At 41.5% G+C, this 24,806-nt stretch carries 26 protein-coding genes; 8 read left to right on the forward strand and 18 right to left on the reverse strand.

The features are described from left to right. Positions 1–43: 43 nt before the first annotated feature. The 5 genes from ppnN (at position 44) to GZH31_RS17905 (ending at position 5,554) form a co-directional block, all read left to right on the forward strand. Positions 44–1,387 carry a nucleotide 5'-monophosphate nucleosidase PpnN gene (ppnN, locus tag GZH31_RS17885; RefSeq protein WP_036971989.1) on the forward strand — a complete coding sequence of 448 codons (1,344 nt, stop codon included), beginning with the start codon at positions 44–46 and terminating at the stop codon, positions 1,385–1,387. A gap of 11 nt (positions 1,388–1,398) precedes the next feature. Beyond that, entirely contained in the window at positions 1,399–2,172 is a 774-nt protein-coding gene (xni, locus tag GZH31_RS17890; RefSeq protein ID WP_180311886.1) for a flap endonuclease Xni, read from the forward strand. 71 nt (positions 2,173–2,243) lie between these two features. Beyond that, positions 2,244–2,627, forward strand: a complete 384-nt coding sequence (locus GZH31_RS17895) for a DUF3192 domain-containing protein (protein WP_036971993.1) — start codon at positions 2,244–2,246, stop codon at positions 2,625–2,627. Between the two features lie 6 nt (positions 2,628–2,633). Continuing rightward, positions 2,634–4,331 carry a hypothetical protein gene (locus GZH31_RS17900; RefSeq protein ID WP_083633613.1) on the forward strand — a complete coding sequence of 566 codons (1,698 nt, stop codon included), beginning with the start codon at positions 2,634–2,636 and terminating at the stop codon, positions 4,329–4,331. 215 nt (positions 4,332–4,546) lie between these two features. Beyond that, positions 4,547–5,554, forward strand: coding sequence for an isocitrate dehydrogenase (locus tag GZH31_RS17905; protein ID WP_036971995.1), 1,008 nt, complete (start codon positions 4,547–4,549; stop codon positions 5,552–5,554). Between the two features lie 54 nt (positions 5,555–5,608). Here GZH31_RS17905 and GZH31_RS17910 read toward each other — a convergent pair whose 3' ends face one another. Continuing rightward, positions 5,609–8,605: an immune inhibitor A domain-containing protein gene (locus tag GZH31_RS17910; RefSeq protein WP_180311887.1), complete on the reverse strand. Its 2,997-nt coding sequence runs from the start codon at positions 8,603–8,605 to the stop codon at positions 5,609–5,611. 475 nt (positions 8,606–9,080) lie between these two features. Between GZH31_RS17910 and GZH31_RS17915 the strand changes: the two genes are divergently transcribed. After that, a complete protein-coding gene (locus GZH31_RS17915; protein WP_075593260.1) occupies positions 9,081–10,805 on the forward strand; it encodes an acetolactate synthase 3 large subunit in 1,725 nt (574 codons plus the stop codon). After that, positions 10,805–11,302: an acetolactate synthase small subunit gene (gene ilvN / locus GZH31_RS17920; RefSeq protein ID WP_036972002.1), complete on the forward strand. Its 498-nt coding sequence runs from the start codon at positions 10,805–10,807 to the stop codon at positions 11,300–11,302. Before GZH31_RS17915 ends, ilvN begins: the two co-directional genes overlap by 1 nt. A 74-nt stretch (positions 11,303–11,376) precedes the next feature. Here ilvN and GZH31_RS17925 read toward each other — a convergent pair whose 3' ends face one another. From GZH31_RS17925 to GZH31_RS17995, 15 genes are all read right to left on the reverse strand, one after another. Further along, positions 11,377–11,652 (reverse strand): HU family DNA-binding protein, encoded by a 276-nt coding sequence (locus GZH31_RS17925; RefSeq protein ID WP_036972004.1) that lies wholly within the window; start codon positions 11,650–11,652, stop codon positions 11,377–11,379. Positions 11,653–11,857: 205 nt separating this feature from the next. Beyond that, the gene (locus tag GZH31_RS17930) at positions 11,858–12,391 is read right to left on the reverse strand and encodes a DUF3833 domain-containing protein (protein ID WP_036972006.1); all 534 of its coding nucleotides are present in this window, start codon (positions 12,389–12,391) and stop codon (positions 11,858–11,860) included. Beyond that, entirely contained in the window at positions 12,384–12,881 is a 498-nt protein-coding gene (locus GZH31_RS17935; protein WP_180311888.1) for a chalcone isomerase family protein, read from the reverse strand. The genes GZH31_RS17930 and GZH31_RS17935 overlap by 8 nt, the downstream gene beginning before the upstream one ends. Before the next feature lie 56 nt (positions 12,882–12,937). Further along, entirely contained in the window at positions 12,938–13,432 is a 495-nt protein-coding gene (locus tag GZH31_RS17940) for a DUF2878 domain-containing protein (RefSeq protein ID WP_180311889.1), read from the reverse strand. Continuing rightward, positions 13,410–14,672, reverse strand: coding sequence for a cyclopropane-fatty-acyl-phospholipid synthase family protein (locus tag GZH31_RS17945; RefSeq protein ID WP_075593257.1), 1,263 nt, complete (start codon positions 14,670–14,672; stop codon positions 13,410–13,412). Before GZH31_RS17945 ends, GZH31_RS17940 begins: the two co-directional genes overlap by 23 nt. 14 nt (positions 14,673–14,686) lie before the next feature. Beyond that, complete coding sequence (locus GZH31_RS17950) at positions 14,687–15,427, reverse strand: DUF1365 domain-containing protein (RefSeq protein ID WP_036972014.1); 741 nt, start codon at positions 15,425–15,427, stop codon at positions 14,687–14,689. Continuing rightward, on the reverse strand, positions 15,420–16,676 hold the full coding sequence (locus tag GZH31_RS17955) for an NAD(P)/FAD-dependent oxidoreductase (RefSeq protein ID WP_180311890.1): 1,257 nt from the start codon (positions 16,674–16,676) through the stop codon (positions 15,420–15,422). Before GZH31_RS17955 ends, GZH31_RS17950 begins: the two co-directional genes overlap by 8 nt. Then, the gene (locus GZH31_RS17960; protein ID WP_036972018.1) at positions 16,673–17,383 is read right to left on the reverse strand and encodes an SDR family NAD(P)-dependent oxidoreductase; all 711 of its coding nucleotides are present in this window, start codon (positions 17,381–17,383) and stop codon (positions 16,673–16,675) included. Before GZH31_RS17960 ends, GZH31_RS17955 begins: the two co-directional genes overlap by 4 nt. Further along, the gene (locus GZH31_RS17965) at positions 17,383–17,811 is read right to left on the reverse strand and encodes a nuclear transport factor 2 family protein (RefSeq protein WP_036972020.1); all 429 of its coding nucleotides are present in this window, start codon (positions 17,809–17,811) and stop codon (positions 17,383–17,385) included. Before GZH31_RS17965 ends, GZH31_RS17960 begins: the two co-directional genes overlap by 1 nt. Before the next feature lies 1 nt (position 17,812). After that, positions 17,813–19,204, reverse strand: coding sequence for a deoxyribodipyrimidine photo-lyase (phrB, locus tag GZH31_RS17970; RefSeq protein ID WP_180311891.1), 1,392 nt, complete (start codon positions 19,202–19,204; stop codon positions 17,813–17,815). Beyond that, on the reverse strand, positions 19,204–20,157 hold the full coding sequence (locus GZH31_RS17975) for a DUF523 and DUF1722 domain-containing protein (RefSeq protein WP_036972023.1): 954 nt from the start codon (positions 20,155–20,157) through the stop codon (positions 19,204–19,206). The genes phrB and GZH31_RS17975 overlap by 1 nt, the downstream gene beginning before the upstream one ends. A gap of 10 nt (positions 20,158–20,167) precedes the next feature. After that, a complete protein-coding gene (locus GZH31_RS17980; protein ID WP_180311892.1) occupies positions 20,168–20,818 on the reverse strand; it encodes a ChrR family anti-sigma-E factor in 651 nt (216 codons plus the stop codon). Then, complete coding sequence (locus GZH31_RS17985; RefSeq protein ID WP_036972027.1) at positions 20,811–21,434, reverse strand: sigma-70 family RNA polymerase sigma factor; 624 nt, start codon at positions 21,432–21,434, stop codon at positions 20,811–20,813. Before GZH31_RS17985 ends, GZH31_RS17980 begins: the two co-directional genes overlap by 8 nt. Positions 21,435–21,496: 62 nt before the next feature. Beyond that, entirely contained in the window at positions 21,497–22,075 is a 579-nt protein-coding gene (locus GZH31_RS17990) for an LON peptidase substrate-binding domain-containing protein (RefSeq protein ID WP_180311893.1), read from the reverse strand. Positions 22,076–22,294: 219 nt separating this feature from the next. Then, positions 22,295–22,573 carry a hypothetical protein gene (locus tag GZH31_RS17995; RefSeq protein WP_051501856.1) on the reverse strand — a complete coding sequence of 93 codons (279 nt, stop codon included), beginning with the start codon at positions 22,571–22,573 and terminating at the stop codon, positions 22,295–22,297. 258 nt (positions 22,574–22,831) lie between these two features. Here GZH31_RS17995 and GZH31_RS18000 point away from each other — a divergent pair, with 258 nt between their 5' ends. Continuing rightward, positions 22,832–23,461: a hemolysin III family protein gene (locus GZH31_RS18000; RefSeq protein WP_180311894.1), complete on the forward strand. Its 630-nt coding sequence runs from the start codon at positions 22,832–22,834 to the stop codon at positions 23,459–23,461. A 34-nt stretch (positions 23,462–23,495) separates the two neighbouring features. Here GZH31_RS18000 and GZH31_RS18005 read toward each other — a convergent pair whose 3' ends face one another. Further along, a complete protein-coding gene (locus GZH31_RS18005; RefSeq protein ID WP_180311895.1) occupies positions 23,496–23,804 on the reverse strand; it encodes an MGMT family protein in 309 nt (102 codons plus the stop codon). Continuing rightward, complete coding sequence (locus GZH31_RS18010; protein WP_065979037.1) at positions 23,788–24,699, reverse strand: LysR family transcriptional regulator; 912 nt, start codon at positions 24,697–24,699, stop codon at positions 23,788–23,790. The genes GZH31_RS18005 and GZH31_RS18010 overlap by 17 nt, the downstream gene beginning before the upstream one ends. Between the last annotated feature and the right edge of the window lie 107 nt (positions 24,700–24,806).

A 24,806-nucleotide genomic window follows, 5' to 3' on the forward strand; every position in this document is an offset into this window, starting at 1 on the left:
AATACATATTAGACAGGCTCATTGACGAGCTAGGAGAGTGCTTATGTTAAAACAACTGAATCCTACCGGTGTACTGGATTTACTATCACAACTAGAAGTTGATCTACTCGAACAATCATCCACCAGCGAGCGTTATAAATTATTTAGGAACTGCGTGCTCGCTGTTCTCAATGTGGGTAGCCACACAGACTCAAGTTCTGAAATTTACGACAAATATGAAAATTTCGACATTCGCTTATTAAGCCGTGAGCGCGGTATTAAAATTGAATTAGAGAATCCACCAGAATCCGCGTTTGTCGATGGCGAAATAATCACGGGTATTCACGAACATATTTTCTCAGTGATCCGTGACATCCTGTTTATTTGCCAAAAATACGAAAAAGATCTAACAGAGCAAAAGGCCATTACCCATATGGTATTCGACATGCTCAGAAACGCAGGAGCACTCAGGGTTAATAGCGATCCTAGTATGATTGTATGCTGGGGAGGCCACTCTATTAACGAAGTCGAATATAAATACACCAAACAGGTGGGTTACGAGTTAGGCTTACGTGGTTTAAATATTTGCACTGGTTGCGGCCCAGGTGCAATGAAAGGCCCCATGAAAGGGGCGACCATTGGCCATGCAAAACAGCGTATTACCGACAACCGATATTTAGGCTTAACGGAGCCTAGTATCATTGCAGCTGAGCCACCTAACCCTATCGTGAATGAGCTGGTTATACTGCCTGACATCGAAAAACGTTTAGAGGCTTTTGTACGTTCTGCGCATGGTATTATTATTTTCCCTGGCGGCGCGGGCACTGCTGAAGAGTTGCTCTATTTATTAGGCATCTTATTGCACCCTGAAAACGAGAAGCAATGTTTACCCGTTATTCTTACAGGGCCTAAACAAAGTGAAAACTACTTTATTGAGCTTTGTAAATTTGTTGAAAACACACTCGGCAAAAAAGCCCTTGATAAATTTGACGTCATAATTGATGACCCTGAACGTGTTGGCAGAACCCTTAAAGCTAAAATGGCAGACGTACGCGAATACCGTAAAAGCCAAGGTGATGCCTACTACTTTAACTGGACATTAAAAATTGATAACGATTTTCAGCAGCCGTTCGCGCCGACACATGCTAATATGGCAAGCTTAGATTTACATTTAGATCAACCTACTCAACAACTTGCAGCAAATCTACGACGCGCATTTTCGGGTATTGTTGCTGGCAATGTAAAAGATGAAGGCTTACAGGCGATTAAACAGTACGGCCGCTTTGTACTCAGTGGCGAGCCTGCATTAATGGCCGATATGGATAAACTGCTTGCCGCTTTTGTTGAGCAAGGTCGTATGAAGTTACCTGGCAGCAAGTATATCCCTTGCTATGAAATCAAAGCATAACTGGAGAACATGTGACAACCCAATTACTTTTAATAGATGCGTTAAACCTTATTCGGCGCATCTATGCCGTTGATAGTAATCAGAGTCATCACAGTGAAGAGCATATGATTAAAGCAAGCTGTGCCCGCGTGGCACATGCTTGTAAAAAATTACTAAGTCAATGCAACGCCACCCATGCAATTGCGGTGTTTGATGGCGATAAAAGCTGGCGATATCGTTACTACGCAGCTTACAAAAGCACGCGTTCCCCCATGCCTGATACTCTAAAAAACAATTTAGCGCGTTTTAAACACGCTATCGAAGAGACCGGTATCGTGGTGTTCTCACCTGAGAACGACGAAGCAGACGATATCATTGCCACGCTTGCCTACAAAGCAGCATCAAATAATGTCTCGTCCACTATTGTGTCTACCGATAAAGGCTTTTTACCGTTTTTATCAGCGCATATCGCCATATTCGATTACTTTAAAAAACACTATATTGAGCATCAAGACATTAAACAGCGGTTTAATGTCCCCCAGCACCGCCTTGTTGACTTTTGGGCACTTGCAGGTGATAAAACCAATGACATACCGGGCGTTAAAGGAATTGGTAATAAATCGGCTGAGCAATTAATTAATGACTATGAGTCGATTGAAGCGGCCATGATGGACGACGCACTCAATGCCACTTTAAAACGTAAGTTAACCGCTGATATGGATAAGCTGATTATCTCTAGAAATTTAGTAATGTTACGAACAGATATAAACTTAGGCTTTAGTTTAAAGCAGTTAAGGCTCAATTAGTCGCAATCTCGTAGCACAGTTTATCAACTGCGCGTATACTGAAAATTCGTGTTTGTTTTAAAGAGTTACACATGATTAAAAAGGTTTTCCAATATCTGGTATTAGGGTTAGGTGTTTACGCACTTATAGCAGCCCTAGTGATCACTTTTTATAAAGATGATCCGCAAGCCATGATCTGGCAAGACCGTGAAGCCTTCAACAAACGCTACATCGCCAAGCTTTCAATAGAAAAACCCGAAAACCTCAATGCCGTGCTTGATTATTTAGGTAGCCCCGATTTAACCTATGCAAAACGCGTTGAAGACAATGTATGGCAAATTATTTTTTATCGCACTCAACATGTTAAATCAGATGGCATAACCACGATTGATGAGTGTACAGGTTTACTGTTTAAAAATGGCCAACTTGTATTATGGGGGCCCAGTGCCTATGAAAGTTATCAGCAAGAAAGTTAGCACACAATGATGGACACTGTGACGCCGCGGGAATTGGCACGCTTATTCGATAGCACACATCAGCTACTTAACCTGTATTATCAAAAACGTAAATGGTCACAAATTTACCCATTACTCAGTAATCTTGCTGAGCGTTATTACCTGATATATCAAACATACCCTAAAAGTCTGCAGGCACAACTTAACTTATACGTCGCAGCCCATGGTTACACAACGAACCTGGTTGTTAACCAGTGTGTCATTGCGTGCATAATGTGCCATAGCCTCAATTATAATAAAGCAGTAAGTGAGCAAATTATAAGTTGCTGTCTTGCTAATTATTTATGTGTGCAATCACAAAGTAATAAGCTCGCATCAGGGCAAACACTGACCGAGCAAGACAAAAAACTGTGGCATTGTCGTCATCAACTTGCTGTAAAATTGCTCCATGCAGCGGGCCCAAATACGGTTTCAATTCAGCACTTATTAGCGCGTTTAAATAAATATAAGCAAGCCTTACTCAGCGCACCAAAAGTGATGATTTACGATGGTGCGACAACCCTTGTTGCACTCGCTAATATCATCGCGATGAATACTACCTACCGAGAGTCCGGTGGCCATATTAGTGTGCATAAAGCATTGGCCGATATTTACCTTCGTACACCTAATGAGTTTGCGCAAAATGCAATTAAAGCCTTTATTGCACATATCGGTCCGTACATTCCCGCAAGCGAAGTGAAGTATGCCGAGCAAACCTTAATATACCTAACGACTGACGAGCAACATCGGCATATTTTAATTGATGTGTCTCAACCTGAAAAAATTCGTTGGCATCGATTTAAAGCCCCCCTGTCAATTATTGATAAACAACGTGTTTGCAATGATTCACGCTTGCTTTATACCGTTTGGTTTAGTGAAAACATCAATTTTGTGCTGCCTCCCCCAGCAAATCAGCGTCGCCAGCAACAGTATCTAACACTGATCAGCGAACTTAAAATAGCAAAAGAGTACAGTTATCGGGCGTTAGACAAATTACTGAGTCCATACCCTGAACTTATTCACCAGCTTACGTACGCTGTTAAGCCTTATAATAAAGAGCACCAACGCGCAAAAGATTTACGCCATTGCTTATCTATGGTGGGCTATGACAATGCGCCAGCGATCATCCAGAAAGTATTGTTTCAGCGCTTAGTTGCCACCACATCGCACCCTTTATATCCGCACATAGCCAAACGCCTTGAAAACATAGTACGGATTATTCAAGCACTGTTTAAACACTCACCTATTCAGCAATTTGAGCAAGTCACCTTGCCCTTATATGCCTATGTCTTGTATCTGTGTGAGAATCAGGCAACAAGTTTGTCACGCAAAACCGTGTTTGAACACGCAGAAGAGCATACGGTAAGCCCTCCACTTGCGTGCTTGTTTGGGATTAACACGCTTGATTTGGCTCCCCTTAGCGAATACCTTACCCAATTAATCGGCGATAATCCTTGGACACAGCATTTACTTAACAGTGAGCAATTAAAAAAACAACAATTACAACAGAATGAAAAGCTTTGGATTGCAGTAAAATTGTTCAGTTATTATGTATTTCAACCTAAGGCTATGTTTAGTAGTTGGCAAGAAAACATTATCGCTGAAACATTAACGACGGTCGGTTGGCAGTCAAAAGCGGATTTTTATTCATACCTTCGCACATGCGAGTTTGCTGATAATTTTTAAAAAATGGTGCTAAAACGTTCGAAGTCGTTAAGAAAATATGAACTTTCGTCTATTTATAGTCAGTATTCACAGTATAAACTGGCAAAAAGCTGAATAAATTGCTATAAAAGCCGCTTAAATTTTCAAACACATCCACGTAAATCCTCTAACAAGTAAATCGCGCTCATTTTCGCGATGTATTTACGTGTATATCTACTCATAAATAGGAAAAGTAAATGGCTAAACAAACCATCACAGTGATCAAAGGCGACGGCATTGGTCCTAGCATTATTGATTCAGCACTTGAGATCCTAAATGCCGCAGGTTGCGATTTTGATTATGAATTCGTTGATGCTGGCCTTGCTGCCCTAGAGAAAACAGGTGAGTTGCTTCCGCAAGAAACAATCGACACTATCGCACGTAACAAGATCACTTTAAAAGGCCCATTAACGACGCCAGTAGGTGAAGGTTTTACGTCTATCAACGTGACACTTCGTAAACAATTTGGCCTTTATGCTAACGTACGCCCAGTTAAATCATTTGAGGGTACTAAAGCGCGTTACGATAATATCGATATCATCACTGTTCGTGAAAACACGCAAGGTATGTACTCAGGTCTTGGTCAAGTAGTATCTGAAGACGGTAACGAAGCTGAAGCATTATCAAAAATCACCCGTGAAGGCGCTGAAAAAATTGTTACATTCGCATACGAACTTGCAGTCCGTGAAGGCCGTAAAAAAGTAACCGCTGTTCATAAAGCAAATATCCTTAAATCAACATCGGGTTTATTCTTGAAAGTTGCACGTGAAGTAGCAGAACGTTACCCACAAATCGAATCAACAGAGATGATTGTTGACGCAACATGTATGAAACTAGTCATGACCCCAGATGAGTTTGACGTTATCGTTACAACTAACTTATTCGGCGACATTTTATCTGACTTATGTGCTGGTCTTGTTGGTGGTCTTGGTATGGCTCCAGGTGCAAACATCGGCGAAGATGCCGCTATCTTTGAAGCAGTACACGGTAGTGCGCCAGACATCGCAGGCAAAAACCTTGCTAACCCGACGTCAGTTATCTTAGCATCAATCCAAATGCTTGAGCACTTAGGTATGGCTGACACAGCAGAACGTATTCGCAGTGCAGTCGCTGACGTTATCAAAACAGGTGACCGAACAACGCGTGACCTTGGCGGCAGCCACGGTACAACAGACTTCACACAAGCAGTGATTGAACGTCTATAATTAGCTGTATGCTAACTAATAAAAAAGCCAGTTTTTTAACTGGCTTTTTAATGCTTAAAATTTGCCGTACCTGCGTATAATCAGCGGGGTAAAAATCAGTAATAACCACCAGATAGCCCCACCACTTGATCCCGAATTACTCTGTGTTTTAACAACCCTGACTGATAAGCTTGTTTGTTCTACAGCCTGCGTTTGGGTGTCTGTTACTGTTAACGTGACTGCGTACGTCCCCTCATTTGTGTATTGGTGTGTCGGCGATGCTGAGGTACTTGTACTGCCATCAGCAAAGTCCCACTGATAGCGATATTGCCCTGTACCACCACTTATTTGACTTGAAAACTGCACATTCAAACCTTGTGCATTAAACCGAGCACTGGCATTTAAAGGCACATCCACAGTGACTGCAAATTGCGAAGATGTTGACTCCATGTTGGCATCAACCACCGTGACATTCACATCAAAGCTACCCGACAACGCATATTGATAACTGACCGTTGCCGTTGATGCAGCACCTCCGTCGGCAAAATCCCAGCTATACTGATACGGTGCAATGCCCCCTTGTGCAGTCGCTGTCGCAACCAGTAAACCATTTTCATTCGCTGTAACCGAAAGGCTAAGTGTTAGCGCCTCACTAACAATAATTTCTTTGTTTAACCGCGTAACCTCTCCCGACTCAGTCGTGCGCTCAAACACGACAGTATAGCGGCCATATTCTGCATATTGATGGGTTGGCGCGAGCACCGTTGACTGCTCGCCATCACCAAACGACCACAGAAAAGTATCGGTTTCATTTAAAATAAGCCCGTTGATACTAAACGACACATCTCGGTCGCTACGTTGGGCACTAATACCAGAAGTTGCATCATAGTTAAGCTCTACATTCACTTCACTGCTATCCGTTGCTTGCGACACAATGCGCCAACCGAAGCCCAATGAAGGTACATTAACCCCCGACGCAGGCTGAATAGGGAAGCTGTAATCTTGAGCATCTGAAAATGAGCTAATTGCTAATAGGTGCTCGTCTCCCAAGCCCTGGCGTTGATCATACAAACTAAATGCCGCATCGCGCACTTGAATATCAGTATTGGCAGGGCCTGATGTTGTGCCCTTACGAATCGTATTTTGGTCAGCATCAACCACAAGTGCAAAGCCTTCACCTGGGTGAGAAGCTGTGTTGTTATTTTGCTCAGCAGGGTCAACATACCACAACAATACCCCTGGAGAGTAAGACTCAAACTGGAGGCCACTGTCAATGCCGGCATAATCTCTTAGCTGTAAAAAGTAATGTGTTGGTTGCTGATAAACGTACTCACCAATACGTGAGAAACCTGCTAGTTGAGCGATTGATGATTGCTCTGCATCATCTTTAAATACAACGGTATTCCCCTGAGTGATAATTAAGTCGTCAACCACAATGCCATAAAAGTGTATGTTCACATCGGTGACATACGTAATTTCAAGCTCGATTGTTTGCCCTTCATAAGCAGACAAATCAAATCGCATATCAAGGTGACCGTGCGGCAACTTTGCGCCATCTTTAAATTGCGAGTCGCCACTTAAATAAGGACCAATGTCACCATAGTGTGGGTTTATCGCCTTGGTATAGCTATTAGCAAGTGCAACACCATTTACTTTAATTTGTGCATAGTCGTAGTCTTGTTCAATGCTAAAATGTGATAACAACGCAAGCTCGGTACTGCCAGCAGTAGAGGGTAATGTAATGCGTTGCTTGTAACTGTGTACAAGCTCATTCCCTTTACCTGAGTAATACTGATAGCGCCCTTGTAACGGTGCTTTAAAGCTTTCTAATTTAGCGGGTAAGGTGACCTTTAACTGATTTACGCCAGAACTAAAGCTACTCGACGCTTTTAAATTATGTTCAGAGTCTGTATTTACGTCGGCTAAGTCAATTTCGGTTTGATGTAGCCAATTTCCTTTGTAACGTGTTTGCAAGTAGTCAAGCGCGTACGCACTAAACATCACTGGCGCTGAACCTCTTGGCGACCCAGCCCAACTCCCGCCGGCCATAATAGACCAAGACGCAACAGGTTCACCAATTGCGCTGCCCATTAAGTCATATTCATCAGGCAATCCAAGATCGTGACCAAACTCATGAGCAACAACCCCAATTCCCGCATCGATGGGATTAATCGTGTAGCCAAATAATTTCACATTACTGCCAGCAACAGCAGCGGGTTGGTTTGCGTTGTTTGTAACGAAAAAACGGTGTGACCAAATAGCATCGGTGCCCAGTACTCCACCACCCGCTTCTTCTCCAATACTAGAGTGAAACACCATTACATGATCGATAATCCCATTAGGTTCGTTGGTAATACCGTCACCATCAATATCATCGAGATCGGTTAAATCGTAGTCTTGTAAATTAATATTAAAGGTTGCAACGGCTTTTTCTACCGCTTCTAATATAAGATCTGGGGCGTTTAGATCACGAATGTCACCTTCTCTCTCACCGTAAAACTTAGCGGGCTTATCTGCACTCACCCACCCATAAACATCTCCGGTAAATGCAAAGCTTTCACCTGATGCTTGTTGATAATAATGATGAACCGTGTTTAACGATTGACCCGATGGTCCCGGGTACGATGTGTCATTAAAGAGCATTTTTTGATAGTGAGCTTGGCTGTAATCGCTGTAGTACATGGGTGTATCTTCAGCAGTGAGTTGATTATTGTCGTAAGGCAAGTCAGGAAAGTCGATTAAGATTGCCAATACTTTAACGTTTGTTTTGTCATCGGTTGGGATTAACGATACAAAATTTGTGAACTTATTATCAAGCACTGCTTTATTGTGCACCTTTGCGGGGTCTAACACTCTGGGTTTAATCGCAACGCGTTGAGCTGTATTCACTTGCCCAATGTAGTCTTCTAAAGCAGCTTGCTCGTCGCGCTGATTAAGTTCACCGCGTTTTTTCAGCCAATACACTATTTGTTCTTTATTGATCAAGCCAATATCATGAGTCGCTACAGGCTTTGCAAACACCGAAAAGCTCGACAACAAACACACGCCTGCTAAATAATTAATAAATCTCACAATTAATACCCTACCCCAGTTTCGTATATGGCTAATCATAGCTAAGTTATGCATAAATAACATGACCTTAGGTTATTTATTACAGACACTTAACGCTTGCCACACGAACAATTTAATGCATAGTTACACCTTAATATACGTGCAAAAAATGATTTTAGATGCAATAAATACAAATCACCGCACCAAAAAAGAAAAATTAATGCAAAAAGATGCTTTTGCGGTTGACATCAGTTTCCAAAAGGCTTAAAAATAACCCTAACAAATTTTAAACAGTAGCCGTCTAGTCGGCTGTTATTTTTATAAAGAAAAAAACAATGAATTTTCGCAGCCATCTTTTAGTCGTCAATGTACTCGTACTGGTCTTAGTAAAAAGCCCAGCGGGGACGTATTAAAAGATGAAAGCACGCTTTTAAAAACCCCCGCCATTTGCGGGGGTTTTTTTATGCTCTTGTAGCTAGCACACAGAGGAATGAGGATGAGTACAGCAGAATATAATGGATCCGAACTTGTTGTTCGGGCACTTAAAGAATTAAAGGTTAAATATATCTTTGGCTACCCAGGCGGGTCAGTGCTGGATTTATACGACGCACTTTTTCAACAAGATGATATCGAACATATCTTAGTACGTCATGAACAAGCAGCCACGCATATGGCCGATGGTTATGCCCGAGCAACGGGCGATGTCGGTGTGGTGCTTGCAACTTCGGGTCCTGGAGCAACAAACTGCATTACCGGTATTGCTACCGCTTATATGGACTCCATTCCTATGGTTGTGTTGTCTGGTCAAGTACCCACAGGACTGATTGGCGATGACGCCTTTCAAGAGACCGATATCGTTGGCTGCTCTCGTCCGATTGTAAAGCATAGCTTTAACTGTCGAAGCGCAAAGGAAATCCCGGCCATTCTTGCCAAAGCATTCTACATAGCCAGCACAGGGCGTCCTGGTCCTGTTGTGGTCGAATTGCCAAAAGACATGCTAAATCCAGCCATTAAATTTCCATTTGATTTTCCAAAAACAACAGAGCTTCGCACATACAACCCAAATACCAAGGGTCATTCAAAGCAAATTCGTAAAGCTGTCACTGCCATTCTAGAAGCGAAAAAGCTTGTTATTTATTCTGGTGGCGGCATTATTCTCTCGAATACGTCAGAGCAATTAACCCATCTTGTAGAGTCACTTAATGCTCCTATTACAAATACATTAATGGGACTAGGTGGTATTAGCGGCACACACCCTAACTTTATCGGCATGTTGGGTATGCACGGCAGTCTAGAGGCAAATAAAGCGATGGCCCATGCCGACGTTATTTTAGCGTTAGGGGCACGATTCGATGATCGGGTAACCAATAATGTAAAAAAATTCTGCCCGAACGCCACTATTGTTCATGTTGATGTTGACCCTACATCGATTTCAAAAACCATAAAAGCACATATTCCTGTCGTTGGTTGCTTACAAACGGTACTTGAACAATTACAAAGCGCAATTGATAAAAGCTCCATTGCGATTGACCGTTCTGCACAAGAGGATTGGTGGCGACAAATTATTAGCTGGCGAGAGCAAAAGTGTCTGAGCTACAGCACCGATGGCGATAAAATTAAACCGCAAGCGGTTATAGAAGCAATTTACAAAGCAACCAATGGCGATGCGTATGTCAGCTCTGACGTAGGCCAACATCAAATGTTTGCAGCTCAGTACTACCCGTTTAAACACCCGCGCCAATGGATTAACTCTGGAGGCCTTGGCACGATGGGCTTTGGCTTGCCTGCGGCTATGGGTGTAAAACTGGCTTTCCCAGACAAAGAATCAATTTGTGTTACCGGTGATGGCTCGATTCAAATGAATATTCAAGAGCTTTCGACTTGCTTGCAATATAACCTTGCTGTGAAAGTCGTGTCACTTAATAACCGTTCACTAGGCATGGTTCGCCAATGGCAAGACATGATGTATTCAGGGCGTCACTCATCATCGTACATGGAATCATTACCTGATTTTGTAAAACTGGTTGAAAGCTATGGCCATGTCGGTATTCGCGTAGATCATATTGATGAACTACAACCAGCCATTGACAAAGCGATGTCGATTAACGACCGATTAGTATTCTTAGATATTTGTGTTGATGAAAAAGAGCATGTTTACCCAATGCAAATAAAGCTAGGGGCTGTGGATGACATGTGGTTACGTAAAGGAGTAAAAGCATAATGCGCCGTATTTTATCGATTTTATTAGAAAACGAACCGGGTTCACTGTCTCGCATTGTTGGCTTATTTTCACAGCGCGCTTACAACATTGATAGCCTGACAGTGGGCACCACTGATGACCACTCACTTTCACGTATCACTATCACCACAATGGGTGATGACCGCATTGTTGAGCAAATCACAAAGCAAGTAAATAAACTTGTGGATGTACTTAAAATCATTGATTTAACAGAAATGGCACACATCGAGCGTGAGTTATTGTTAGTTAAAGTCTTTGCTCAAGATGAAAACACCCGTGCCGCAGTCACGCGCGTTGTCGATGTGTTTCAAGGTGCCATACTCGATATGGGCCGCCACAGCTATACATTACAGCTTGTCGCAAGTACCGAGAAAATAGAATCTTTCTTAGACACGCTTCGCCATGAAACAGACTTAATTGAAGTCGTGCGTTCGGGTGCGGTCGGCATTGGTCGAGGTGATAAGGCGTTAAAGGCTTAAGCCTTTACCGCTTTATTACAGACACAAAAAAAGGGCTATTAGCCCTTTTTTTAATTAATAAGTACTTATTCTTATTAAGGATTAACTTGGTCTTTAAGACCTTTACCCGCTTTAAAGCTTGGGATAGTTGCTGCTGCGATTTGGATTTCTGCACCAGTTTGTGGGTTACGGCCAGTACGCGCTGCACGCTCTTTTACCGAGAATGTGCCGAAACCAACTAATGCTACTGAGTTACCTTCTTTAAGAGAGTTAGTAACTGCGCCAGTGAATGCATCTAGTGCACGCGTTGCTGCCGCTTTTGAGATTTCTGCATCAGTAGCGATTTTTTCAACTAATTGAGCTTTATTCATTGTTAGATTCCTATTCGTTATTATTTTGCCTTCGCAAAACCTATCTTTATGCATTTTTGAAAAGTTAGCAACAGCAAATTGCTATTTTTACGTAAATTATTCAAAAATGGCTACATTTTAACTGTCTATCACTAACTTAGTGACATCAGGATTAATAAAGACTGAATTTAACCATCTTCCAAAAGGTTTTATGACAGCTAAACGATCATTCGATTTTCTCGATAACCAAGGTTACTTCCCCAACCTCGACACCAAACTTATCAATAGCGGTACGGTTAATCAAGCGCGATTGTGTTACCAAGTACATCCAATCATCGAAGTTTACAACTAAAGTACTATCGTTATAAGGAAGTTCTACCGAGTAAGTCCAATGAAACACACTGCCGTTACTATCCCCTTTCGCTTCACCCACTACATCTGAAGCGGTACCTGAAATACTCCCGTCATCATTTAGAGTGATATACCAAGTGCGAGTTTGCGTTTCCCCATCGTCATAAACAAACTGCTCATCAATCACCCCTTGATTGCCTTGCCAGCTTGCTTGCATATCAACAACTAACTTACGCGTTAACTCGCCCTTGTGGTCTTGAACAACGCCGTACGCTTTGAGTTCACCACTGAAGAAACGTTTAAAGTTAAATTCTGGCTCTGTCCCTTTATAATAATCAACATCAGGGGCTGAACAACTCGCAACTAAAAATACCATAGCTGAAATGAACATTGCTTTGAGCTTAATCATGTTTCCCTCCTATAAGCTGTTTTCTAAGTGAAGGCTCTGTTGTGTCGGCACTAAGCCAAATTGCTAAAAAATTATCGGCAAACCTTTCATCTTCAATAGCACCGAGTTTTTCGTTGTTGAAGTAAAAAGTTCCAATTCCCTGTTGGTTTGTTTCAAATGACAAGGAATCGTTTTCTTTTATATCTGGCCATAAATCAAGTAATTGAGTATCAAAGGCGCCAACCATTTCATCAAAGCCCAAATGCTGCCATTGCTCATTAGTGGCTTTAACAATATCTTTTGCCGAAAAATCTCGCAGGTACGTTAAGGTGAGTTTGGTTGGATGCTGGCCAAAAACATAGTGTCCTGTGGGCGTTTCTAGTTTTGCGTTATACACATCCCAAAACAAGTATTCCATTTTTGCTTGGCCTACGGTTTTAAAACCCGTAGCGTTAGCGTTTGTCATTAATACCAGTGAGGATAATAGGAATAATGCGAGTCTGTATTTCATTGTTCTATACCTTAAAACATATCTTTTAGACACTACGCATCACAGGGGCTAAGTGATCATTTTGAGGTTAAATAGCGTTTGTTTATGACAATAATTGCCATGAACATCGAGGCCCAACTAATGCCATAACACAACCAGAACATCCAAAGCGATATATCGATGTTTAAAACACCAAAACGCGCCCCTGCATGATAGCTACCCGGTGCAAAAAGAGCGCATACAAGCCACCCTAAATACCATGGAAGCTTTTGCAGAAACTGCATTGAAGTATTGATAGTTAAAAGCAATGCTCCCCAAAGGAGTACCAGCCAAAATGGAAAGGGGTAGACTTTAAAACTCAGTAAATTTAAGGATGTCGCAAGCCATTCAAAGCCTAACGCAAGGGGCAGGCCACACACTAGAAGCAAAAGGTCTTGCTTGCGTTGCTCGGAAAGATAGATCATCAATCCAACAACGCCTAAAGCTGGAATAATGGCTTGTTGCTCAAGGAGTAAGGCCATAAACCACACTCCCTGAAACAACACGAAATTAATAATTGAGCGCAATGTCATCGCCTGAGTGAACAAAACGAGGTCGACGCGCAACCAAATGAACCGTGCTAATCGAACGCGTTCTGAACGCGCCTTCGCAATAAGCCAAATAAAATAGCCACAAACGATAGAAGCGTTGATCAAATTTTACTTTATCGATTTCAGGCCAGCTTGCCACAAAGCGTTCACGCCAGTCAGCCAACGTTCTGGCGTAATGCACCCCAATGTCTTTAACACTGTGAACAACCATGTCAGTTTGCTGTTTAATTTGCTTGTTCATTTCATCTAAGCATGGCAAACAACCGCCGGGGAAAATATACTGCTGTATAAAATCTGAGTTCTTTAAGTAATGGCTATAGCGTTGATCCGCAATTGTGATCGCTTGTATAAGCATTGCCCCATTAGCTTTTAGCAGTGACTGACACTTAGCAAAAAAGCCAGGCAAATACTCGTGACCCACAGCTTCAATCATCTCAATAGAGACAAGCTTATCGTAGCGGCCTTCAAGGAGACGATAATCGTGTTTAAGCAACGTTATTTTGTGCTCTAAATTTAATTCTTTTATTTTTTCTGCAACATAATCATGCTGCTCATCAGAAATAGTGGTGGTTGTGACATGGCAATCAAAATGCGTTGCAGCATAGATAGCAAATGCCCCCCACCCGGTTCCAATCTCAATGACCTTATCGCCAGGTTGCAAGTCGACTTGCTCACATATAAGAGCGAGTTTGTGTGTTTGTGCTTGTTCTAGCGTCGCTGCTTTCGATGGATACACAGCGCATGAATAAAGCATTTCGTCACTTAAAAATGCGCTGTATAAATCATTGCCTAAATCATAATGCGCTGCGATGTTCTTTTTAGAACCCGATGCAGAGTTTTTATTTTTTAAGTGGTTGACTCGGTGAGCAATACCACTTAAAAAAGCGAATTTTTTTTCAAAAGCGTCTAGTTTGTCTTGGTTGAGGGCAAATATTTCGATGAGTTGCGTTAAGTTATCACAATCCCAATACCCTAAAATATACGCTTCACCAGCCCCCACACTGCCCGACATGGCAAACATTTTGTACATTGCGGCGTCATTTACTGTCACCGTAACACTGAGCGAACTGTGTGGATTACCAAACTGTTCGCGCTCGTTGCCATCAATTAATGTGATGCAGCCTATGTCGATACTGCTGAACGCACCTGTCACCAGTTTCTTATAAATTTTTGACAACCAACCTGTTGTAGAGGATTGCGTTAAATTTGATACTTTTTCCATCACATCACCTAATTTTAATTCTCTTGCTTGCCTGAGTGACCAATAAAGGGCACACGTTTGCAAAATAGTTTCAGCGCATGAATGTAAATACCTTTAAAAATACTCAACGTCATCGCTGGAAACTGTTTCAGCACGGCACTAACCTGCTCTTTAGTCAGGGCTTGCCTTTGCAAACGAAGTGTTGCATCAAACAAAAGAGTGTCGTCTTTTTTATTTTCAATATGAATCATAGCGTTATCAGAATTAAGTCTGACATTCCAATGATAGTTCATATCTAAGTTCATGAAAGGTGATACGGAGAAAACCTTTTTAAAGTTCACTTTTTTTTCTAAAGGTACGACATAATAATGACGTTCATTCCACGGCGTGTTACTCACTTCTGCAAGCATGTGTGTAAAATTGCCATCGGAGGTTTGATAAAAGAAAAAATTTACGGGGCTGAAGTAAATGCCAAAACAGCGCATTTGCCCCAGCATATAAACATGGCTAAACGTTGTGTTAACCCCCAGTTCCGCAAGCTTATCCAGTGCGCGTTGCTGCAATGATAACTGCATGTTGGTTTGATAGTTAAAATAATCGCTTTGTTTAAACTTTAATAGTTTAAAGCCATTACAACCAAGCCAAGGATGAATATTATTCAGCTCCTCTGGCTTGGCTAAATCGACCCACATCATGTAAAGCGGGTATTTAAAGTGATGCTCTTTTACTGCAAAACGCCGATGTCGAACATCACCAATGTAAATAGCACTATTCAAACTCAACTCCGAGTTGTTTAGCAACATTCACGGCACTTCTTACACCATCTTCATGAAAACCATTGTACCAATAGGCACCGCAGAAATAGCTGTTTTTATGGCCATCTATCAGCGCTTTTTTCTTCTGGGCAGCAATAGATTCTTTGTTAAAGACAGGATGGTGATAGATAAATTCGCGTAAGATTTTGTTTTTGTTAATTCCCTCTAAGTGGTTCAAGGTCACACAGAATTGTGGTTTACTTTCAATTCCTTGCAAAATATTCATTTGGTAAGTAACCACAGCAGCTTTGTCTGTGTTGTTATTAAGCAAATAATTCCAACTTGCCCAGGCAGCCTTACGTTTAGGAAGCAAAGAGGTATCGGTATGCAATACCACCGAATTCGCTGTGTATGGAATCGCAGAAAGTACCGCTTTTTCATCCTCAGTTGGGTCTAACAAGAGCTTTAAAGCTTGGTCTGAGTGACACGCAAAAACAACTTTATCAAACGTTTCGCTGTAACCGTCATCAAAATGAACATGGGCACACTCTTCACCACGCGATACAGAACTAATATTACTGTTAAGACGAATTTTGTCTGCAAAACCTTTAATCATTGGCTTGATGTATTCACGAGACCCTCCCGGAATAACATACCACTGAGGGCGGTTGGTAATATCTAAAAGGCCATGGTTATAAAAGAACTTAACGAAGAACTCTGTTCCCACTTTGGTCATTTCTTTAATACTGGTCGACCAAATTGCAGCTCCCATAGGCAGGATGTAGTGGTAACGAAAAAATTCGTTAAAATCATGCTCATCTAAAAACTCGCCTAGCGTTTGGTTAGGTTGATAATTTTGCTCTGCATGTAACGCCTTACACACATCATTAAAACGCACGATGTCTTTGAGTAGTTTCCAAAACTTAGGACGAAAGATATTTCGCTTTTGTGCAAATAAACTAAAAAAAGTGTGGCCATTGTATTCAAAGCCCGTTTGTTCGTTATGCACACTAAAACTCATTTGCGTTTTTTGTCGTTGCACACCCAATCGGTCGAGCAATTTTTCAAAGTATGGATAGGTTCTATCATTAAACACAATAAAGCCTGTATCAACGGCATAATCAACACCGTCAACGTTGACATCAATTGTGGCAGTGTGACCGCCTATATAGTCATTTTTTTCAAACACTGTTACATCATAATGTTTATGAAGTAGGTGCGCACAGCTTAAACCTGCTATACCCGACCCAATTACGGCCACTTTTTTCAACGTGATAATCCTTTTGCAAGCTTCAGCCATAATGGCGTAGGAAGCATTCGTAATAATTTTAAAATGAGGGTAAATCGATAAGGGAAATGCACTTCCTTACGTCGTTTTTCAACCCCTTTGTATATGTAACTAGCTGCTTTTTCTGCGCTAACCGCCATGGGCATAGGAAAGTCATTTTTATCTGTTAAAGGCGTTTTCACAAATCCGGGATGAACCAAGGTCACGTCTACATCATTTAAATCAACAGCAAGGCTGTTTGCTAAATAACTGACTCCCGCCTTAGAGGCGCCATAGGCTTGGCTTCGTGGCAAGGGTAAATATGTGACGCTTGAACTGACAATGACCAACTGGCCACCCGGCTTAATTTTTGGCAGCAAGGCCTCTAAGCAGTAGCCCATGCTTAATAAGTTTGTTGTTACAACGCGGGTAAATAATGCACTGTCGAAATTACGCGCATCATCAATATATTCACAATTTCCTGCGTTTAATATAACGCGATCAAATTGTGTGTAGGCCACGGTGCTTGAACGGATGTCTTGCAAATTTGTGGCATCAAACTCACAACGTTCAATGTTGCTGTGGGCACTTAATTTAGCAAGCTTGTCGGTGTTACGACCACATGCTATAACCTGCTCGCCAGCATCTGCGTATTTATACGCAAGCGCTTCACCTATGCCAGATGTCGCGCCTGTAATTAGTGTTGTCATTATGCACTCGCTCTTTTATCAATGAAACGAACTGCTGAACCAAGTAACGGAATGTGTCTGTACAGTAAGGCACCCGCATCGAAATAATCGCGATGTTGGATAATTTTTTCGTTAGAAAAAACGAGCCGACTGTGCCCTTCCACCGCTATTTTTTTACCTTTGTTTAATTTTGGATGACGGTAAAACATTGTCCAATAAATAAAGGCTTTGTTGGTCGTGTGCTCGACATCAGTGATGTTAAATTCACAAGAAATAACATTAGCGTACAAATTTTTAAAATAGCCGTGTAAAGCGGCTAAACCATCCACTGCATGAAGGGGGTCTGAAAACTGGATATCTTGATGGTAGATTTCATCAAGCAGATGCAAATTGTCTTTATTGAGTGTTTGATAAACATTAATAAATCTGTCAAGGGTCGCCTTGTCCATATCACACCTTAAACGCGTTCAACGCACGCTCTCGCGCCGCTTTATGATCAACTATTGGAGACCAATAACTGCTTTTACTTCCCTGTTTAGCTAAGTAGTCATGTGGGAAGTGAATGTGTTTCGCAGGTATTTTTTCCAACTCTGGTAGATATTTACGGATAAACTCACCATCTGGATCAAAGCGCTCGCTTTGGGTAATTGGATTAAAAATACGAAAATAAGGTTGTGCATCACACCCTGTGCTAGCAGCCCATTGCCATCCACCATTGTTTGACGCCAGATCGCCATCAATCAAGTGTTTCATAAAAAAGCGTTCGCCTTTGCGCCAATCAATAAGGAGGTGCTTAGTTAAGAAACTAGCAACCACCATTCGCAACCGGTTATGCATCCAGCCGGTTTGCAATAATTGTCGCATTGCTGCATCCACAAGCGGATAGCCGGTTTTACCTTCACACCACGCATTAAAGTCATGTTCGTCGTCGCGCCATGCTAGGGCATCGTATTTATCGTTGAAGTTGGCGTATTTACTCAAATTTGGATAAATCGCAATCAGGTGACGATAGAACTCGCGCCAAATCAACTCGTTTACCCAGCAAAACAGACTACTTTTAGCATTTTTCAATACATCGGGATGACGCTGCTGAATGAGCGCCAGCAACTGATGAACACTAATAATACCCAGCGCTAAATAAGGGCTTAAACCTGAGGTGCCTTTAATACCTGGGATATCACGTTGTTCCTGATACGTACCAAGCTTTTCGTCGATAAAGCGTGCACATACATGGCTTAGCGTTTCATCATCAACCGGCCATTTTTCGGAGCTGCCGTCAGAGGTTAATAATTCATTTTCTTGCCACTGAACTGCAGGTGGCATATTAGGCGGCTCGGCAAAATAAAAATGCGTATCTTGAAACTGCTTTAACCACGCATTTTTGAAAGGTGTGAACACTTTAAACATCTCGCCACTTTGGTTTTTAATACTGCCTGGGGGGGCAATAACATCACCATCATAGCTGTAAAAATGTACATCTAGCGCATCAGCTTTAACTAAAAATGCATTATCTCGTTCAACTTCATTGAGTTCATATTCATTATTTGCATAAACACTTTCAATAGAATGCTGTTGGCAAAACGCTGAGAGCTTATCAACACACCCCGAATAATCGTGTGCATCAATAAGGTGTAATGTAATGCCTTTATCAGCTAAAAGTTGCCCTAAGAATGCTAAACGGCGCTTTAATAAATCAATCTGAATAGGTGCTACATCATGTTGTTGCCATTGTTTTTCGGTTATAAAAAAAACCGCATCTTGGCATCCATTGTCGATAGCGCGATATAAAGCGTCGTTATTAAAAAGGCGCAAATCGCGCCTAAACCAAAATAATGTCTTCATTAAATTCCGTAGCGTAATTTCAGTTCGTTCGGGTAAGGGTCAAAATAGACTTGCTTTGCAAGGTATTCATTGGGATGTATTTTTAGATGGTGCTTAATTAAGGTAAGCGGTACGTACAAAGGAACAAGTCCTTTTCGATACTCGTCAATCGCATCGCGAAGCTCTTGCTTTTCAATTTTAGTGAGCGACTTTTTAAAATACCCCTGCAAGTGCATTAAGGTATTGGCATTATTTTTTCGCGAAGCAGGTTTCTTTAATGCGGTCATTAGTCCCAAAATGTACTCATTCGCGAGCGCATTAATATCTTCGCCATCAAATGTGCCCAGTAAGTTACCCAAGTTTCGATACGCCTCGTAATTATGAGCCATCAGCAAATATTTATATTGCGCATGAAACTGCGTTAAACGGTGCACGGTAATGGGTTGCTCATTAAGCGTTTGCCAATGTTTGTAGGTGTAGACCCGCATGACAAAGTTTTCACGCAGGTGCATATCGTTTAAGCGACCGTTTTCTTCACAGGGTAGTAGCGGGTTGTGAGCCATAATTTGCTCAGCAAAAAAACCAACGCCCTCAGAAGTATTTCCGGTACCCGCTTCATTGTAAATTTTAATCCGTTCCATGCCACAGCTTGGGCTTTTAGCACAAAACACAAAACCGCTTAACTCAGCAGTTTGTTCTGTTGCCACGCGCTTACCATACTCGGTCAGTTTAGGGCCAACATCGCCCGTGCCATCTGGTCGACATACTTTTATCGTGTCACCAACACGCACTTGGCGAATGGTCGGTCGCGGTATTGGCAAACCAACCGCGACTTCAGGGCAAAACTTTTTATACTCGACATGATTAGCTAACTCATCCATGCAAAAGTTTGATTTTTTGTGACCACTATCAAAACGCACTTTATCGCCTGCTAAGCAAGCACTAATACCTATTTTTATTGTCGATTGCAGCATAAAGTTCCTACTAATAAATCAAATTACCAATTGGATTAAGTAATTTGCTGATACCCTTGTTAAAGTGTAGAGCACTGCTCACCACCGTAAAACATAAGCACCCTTGCGCCGTTTTAGGCGTATGATTATGACGCCCATCAAGCATCATAAAATCTCCAGGTACGTAACTGCCTTCTTCATCACTAAACTCACCCTCTAGTAGTAAGGTTAGCTCAAATCCAGTATGTGTGTGCTCTGGAATTTCACCCCCTGCATCAATATGTAAAAGACTGGCTCTTAAAGCACCGTCGTCTATGTCAATGCGTGAACGCGCCAACTTACCAAGTTGCATAAAGTTACTGTGACCAATACGTGTTAAGGCGCGAGGCAATGTGTAAGTTTTATCTTTAACATCAACCGTAATGGGGGCTTGCTCGTAAACTTCGTCGATTGCATCGTCTGCCGTAATTGCATCGAATAAGCCTGCATCAAATGAATCTTCACTATCAGCATCAAATCCTGCAAATACATTATCAGCCTGTTTGGCTTCGAGTGCTGCAATCTCTTTTTTACACACGGGGCACATTTCAACATGAATAGCGACAGCGATACTCAACGATGCTGGCAAATTGCCTTCGCTGAACTGCATGAGAATGTCGTTAGAAGGATGGTGCTTAATCATGTTGGTCTCCCATTTCGTTGCGTAACTTCTGCAAGGCCAAGCGAAGACGAGACTTCACTGTACCTACGGGAATATTTAAATGCTCTGCAAGTTGTTCTTGCGACATATCTTGAAAATACACCCCACGTACAACTTCACGTTGCGCCTGAGGCAGCTTGTTAAGGTACTGCTTAATTTGTTTGTCTTCTAAATGGTCGCTAAATTCGTGTTGACCCGGAGTCGCTTCATCAATAAGTGGCCAAATATCTTCGCTGATACACTCTTCTCTACTGCTTTTCATTTTTCTTAGCATGTCGAAAGAAGCATTGCGCATCACGGTATAAACCCATGTCGTTGCGGCCCCTTTGTCCTTGTGATAGAGATGTGCCTTGCGCCAAACTGAAGTAAGCGTTTCTTGCACAAGCTCCATCGCTTGCGCTTCAGAGCCAAATTGTTTAATTCCAAAGCGCTTTATTTTTGGCGAAAAATATTGGAACAACAGCGCAAACGCCCGTTTATCGCGGTGCGTTGCAACTGCAAATAATGCATCTGCAAGCTCTTTGCTTGGTGTATCTGGCATGGCAGTGAATTGACCTGTGTTAGGTTTACAACCTGTTTGAAGTTGTTGACTTACCATTTTAATGTCATCCAATTATTGTCGTTACGTACATTACGCAGAGCGACAACAAACAGATCACATTAATCAGTAAATTCGGTATTAATCAAAGTATGGAGGAAACTTAGCAAATTTTCAAAGTTAGATTTAAAGGCAAGTTGTTGTTTTTTAACTAGTGAAATGGGTAATATTTCGAGCCAACGCGCAGCAACCCACGCAAGGTTATCAAATTGAGGGGCTTTATAGAGTGCAGCTAAATCAGGTTGATTCGCAAATACAGCTTTCAGCGTATGGCTTAGTAGTAAGTTTTCATCGGTGACGACTGATTTTACATACCAGCTCGGTTTCGACACGCGCTCAACATCAGCATGACGAAGTTCTTGTTTATCATAAAATGGTTGATTGATAGACACAGCATGCTCTGCATACACATCAATGAGTAACTGCCCGCTATCATCTTGATTAAAATCGGTTATTTGCATCATACAACCGAACTCAGGCAGATTAAGTTCTGTGTCGTGTTGGTATGTGCAAAGCACAAATCCGGTGTTGTCTTTAACAGCTTCTTTTACCATGGTTAAGTAACGCTGTTCAAAGATTCTTAGCTTTGTGTACCCTTCAGGTAAAATAAAAACCGGTAAAGGAAAAATCGCACGCTTCATAAAGTCTACTATCAAAAAACCACATGCCTTTAGTTACGTGCGCTTTTAGTCCGCCGATCAATATTTCATGAAATCTTAATTCTATTTCCTATCCTAAAAGTTGAACCATTGTGCAACATTACGAAATAACTCGATTGATGCATACGCACTGAGTAAACTCAACACAGGTGCAACCATTAGTAAAAATAAGCTGATTTCACTACTCATTGTCCTGCCTCCTTACTGCTTGTTAGTTACTTCAGATGTTTTTGCAGCCAACGTTACGGCTTCTTTTGAAGCGGTGTCCGCATCACCCATGTAACTTTCAAGTAATTTTTGAGCATCAAACTCAATGCTTTTATTCACACTTTGCTTAAGCTCTATACTTGCTTGTTGAACATAGCTTTTAATGGTTTGTGTGATGGTGTTACTAATGTCTAATTCAAAGTCAGTAGCACTTGCTTGAGCAGACCCTAATACAAGTAACGCAGCAGTCGTAAGTTTTAGTGAGTTATTCATAATGATATTCCTTGTCTCTTTAAGTAATTAGTCGTAATTACATAATCAAAGGTTGTGCCATCATGAAAATAATTTATAAGAACTTGTTTTTAAATAAATTTTTTAGGTAATTAATTTTTACACTTATTCAGCATTGGTTAATAAAACCAATAAAAATTACTTTTTTAACCAACTTTTAGTGAAAAAATAAGCGTTGATAAATTCAGCGTACACTTGTACACTGAAATTGTTTTTTAATTCATTTTTATTAGATGGTCTATGACAACTGCGCTTCCTTATTCACGCCAAGAAGAACAACTTAATGTGCTCACACATGGCTTAGGTGTCCTATTTTCTGTGTATGTATTGTGGGACTTAGTGTCACAATCAAACGCAATGTCAGCCACCGTGAGTGCTGTTGTGTATGGCTCAAGCTTATTGGTACTTTTTTTAGCCTCAACGCTCTACCACGCAAGTACAAAAGAGCGCCTGCGTGCTATTTATAAAAAGTGTGACCACTGTGCAATTTACTTACTGATTGCGGGTACCTACACGCCTTATTTAGTTATTTCGTTGTCGGGCGCGTGGGCAGTGGCCGCATTAGTGTTTATTTGGTCTTTAGCCATTGGCGGGGTAATTTATAAGTTGCTTGTAAAGCATACCAATAAAAAAATATCGCTAACAACATACTTATTGATGGGTTGGTTTGCACTTGCTCTTGTTTACCCTTTATATTTGAATCTTGACCCAAATGCGTTGTGGTGGTTACTCGCAGGCGGCATTGCTTATAGCTTGGGAACTTTCTTTTACAGCGCTAAAACGCGACATTACAGTCACGCTATATGGCATGTATTTGTACTTATCGGCTGCGTATGCCACTACCTATCTATTAGTTTATACGTGTATTGAGGCGGGTTTATATATTTATAGCAGGCGTAGTGGCTTAGTCCCATTGATGTATACGCATATTAATTTTTGACTTGTTAAAGGTGACACCCTCTATTATCAGTTTTTGACGTTGCTCACGGTGTTTAGGTGTGCCTTCAGGGAAGGATATTTTGCCCTGACTATTGACCACCCGATGCCATGGAATTTTAGAATCGCTTGGCATCATTTTTAATAATCGTCCCACCAGTCTTGCATTATTAGGATAACCAGCAAGACCAGCTACCTGCCCGTAGCTGGCTACTTTTCCCTCTGGAATAGAGGCTATAACCGTATAAATGAGTTCTTCTTTAGTTGCTTGTTGCACGAATTGAATCCAAATACTGTTTACTTACTTCACTAAATGCCTGCCAAATAGCCCTCGCAACCGGGCCATGGTGCACGGAGTGCTGTCTAAATACACGAATTTCTGCACCAAATTGGTGCTCTCGATCTGTAATTTTTATTTGCTGTAAAAGACCTGCTTCTATTTCACTTTGACAGTGCTGTAAACTGATCATTGCCCACCCTGCCCCAGAAAGCAAAAACGATTTAACACTGGTTATATCATCAATTTTCATCAAGGCAGACCCTAGCGTATAAGAGAGTCTGTCGCTATCAAAACTTAAGTCACTCTCAAACATTGCCAGACACGGGTAATTTTGAATGTCGGCAAAGCTAATTTCCGCTGGCACGACACCTGGCGCACTCACAATGCCAATGTCAAATTTACCAATGGGTAAACTTTCTAGATCACCCGTCGCATGAAACAAATCAAACCATGGGCCAATTCCTAAATCTGCTTGATGGCTATTTACTTGCTCTAGCGAAACAAAGCGTTTACCAGACGAAATACTAAACTCGGTGCTCGAAAAGCGCTTGAAAGTGTGGCTAATGACTTGGTTATAACTATGTTGATGACACAGCTGCTCGTAACAAATTCGGTAATTAGCTTCATTACCGAGTGCAAGCTCTTTAGCTAACGAACTTAACTCACTGTTAGCATTAAGCAACTGACGCGCCTCTCGATAAAAAATACGCCCTTTTTCAGTCAAATGTAATCGGTAGTGTGCACGGTCTAATAACTCAAAGCCTAGTTCAGACTCTAGCTTCTTGATGGCAATTGTAAGGGCGGGTTGTGTTTTATGAAGCTTTACCGCCGCTTGGCTCAAACTAGAGCTTTGCACGATAGCATCTAAAATAATTAATTGATTTAAATTCATTAACCGCAAACCCTATTAATAAAATTAATGATGTTTCTAAAATTTAATAATTTTTATTTTATATCTTTGCAGCGTATCCTGCAGCAAATTTATGCTTTCATATCTAT

This window comes from Pseudoalteromonas sp. JSTW, assembly GCF_013423925.1.
In the GTDB taxonomy this organism is placed as follows: domain Bacteria; phylum Pseudomonadota; class Gammaproteobacteria; order Enterobacterales; family Alteromonadaceae; genus Pseudoalteromonas; species Pseudoalteromonas lipolytica.

Bases quoted from the DNA above. Each gene is read 5' to 3' on its own strand.
- ppnN (WP_036971989.1), top strand. From the start codon at position 44: ATGTTAAAACAACTGAATCCTACCGGTGTACTGGATTTACTATCACAA.
- GZH31_RS17895 (WP_036971993.1), top strand. From the start codon at position 2,244: ATGATTAAAAAGGTTTTCCAATATCTGGTATTAGGGTTAGGTGTTTAC.
- GZH31_RS17900 (WP_083633613.1), top strand. From the start codon at position 2,634: ATGATGGACACTGTGACGCCGCGGGAATTGGCACGCTTATTCGATAGC.
- GZH31_RS17905 (WP_036971995.1), top strand. From the start codon at position 4,547: ATGGCTAAACAAACCATCACAGTGATCAAAGGCGACGGCATTGGTCCT.
- GZH31_RS17915 (WP_075593260.1), top strand. From the start codon at position 9,081: ATGAGTACAGCAGAATATAATGGATCCGAACTTGTTGTTCGGGCACTT.
- ilvN (WP_036972002.1), top strand. From the start codon at position 10,805: ATGCGCCGTATTTTATCGATTTTATTAGAAAACGAACCGGGTTCACTG.
- GZH31_RS17925 (WP_036972004.1), bottom strand. From the start codon at position 11,652: ATGAATAAAGCTCAATTAGTTGAAAAAATCGCTACTGATGCAGAAATC.
- GZH31_RS17930 (WP_036972006.1), bottom strand. From the start codon at position 12,391: ATGATTAAGCTCAAAGCAATGTTCATTTCAGCTATGGTATTTTTAGTT.
- GZH31_RS17935 (WP_180311888.1), bottom strand. From the start codon at position 12,881: ATGAAATACAGACTCGCATTATTCCTATTATCCTCACTGGTATTAATG.
- GZH31_RS17940 (WP_180311889.1), bottom strand. From the start codon at position 13,432: ATGACATTGCGCTCAATTATTAATTTCGTGTTGTTTCAGGGAGTGTGG.
- GZH31_RS17945 (WP_075593257.1), bottom strand. From the start codon at position 14,672: ATGGAAAAAGTATCAAATTTAACGCAATCCTCTACAACAGGTTGGTTG.
- GZH31_RS17960 (WP_036972018.1), bottom strand. From the start codon at position 17,383: ATGACAACACTAATTACAGGCGCGACATCTGGCATAGGTGAAGCGCTT.
- GZH31_RS17965 (WP_036972020.1), bottom strand. From the start codon at position 17,811: ATGGACAAGGCGACCCTTGACAGATTTATTAATGTTTATCAAACACTC.
- phrB (WP_180311891.1), bottom strand. From the start codon at position 19,204: ATGAAGACATTATTTTGGTTTAGGCGCGATTTGCGCCTTTTTAATAAC.
- GZH31_RS17975 (WP_036972023.1), bottom strand. From the start codon at position 20,157: ATGCTGCAATCGACAATAAAAATAGGTATTAGTGCTTGCTTAGCAGGC.
- GZH31_RS17980 (WP_180311892.1), bottom strand. From the start codon at position 20,818: ATGATTAAGCACCATCCTTCTAACGACATTCTCATGCAGTTCAGCGAA.
- GZH31_RS17985 (WP_036972027.1), bottom strand. From the start codon at position 21,434: ATGGTAAGTCAACAACTTCAAACAGGTTGTAAACCTAACACAGGTCAA.
- GZH31_RS17990 (WP_180311893.1), bottom strand. From the start codon at position 22,075: ATGAAGCGTGCGATTTTTCCTTTACCGGTTTTTATTTTACCTGAAGGG.
- GZH31_RS17995 (WP_051501856.1), bottom strand. From the start codon at position 22,573: ATGAATAACTCACTAAAACTTACGACTGCTGCGTTACTTGTATTAGGG.
- GZH31_RS18000 (WP_180311894.1), top strand. From the start codon at position 22,832: ATGACAACTGCGCTTCCTTATTCACGCCAAGAAGAACAACTTAATGTG.
- GZH31_RS18010 (WP_065979037.1), bottom strand. From the start codon at position 24,699: ATGAATTTAAATCAATTAATTATTTTAGATGCTATCGTGCAAAGCTCT.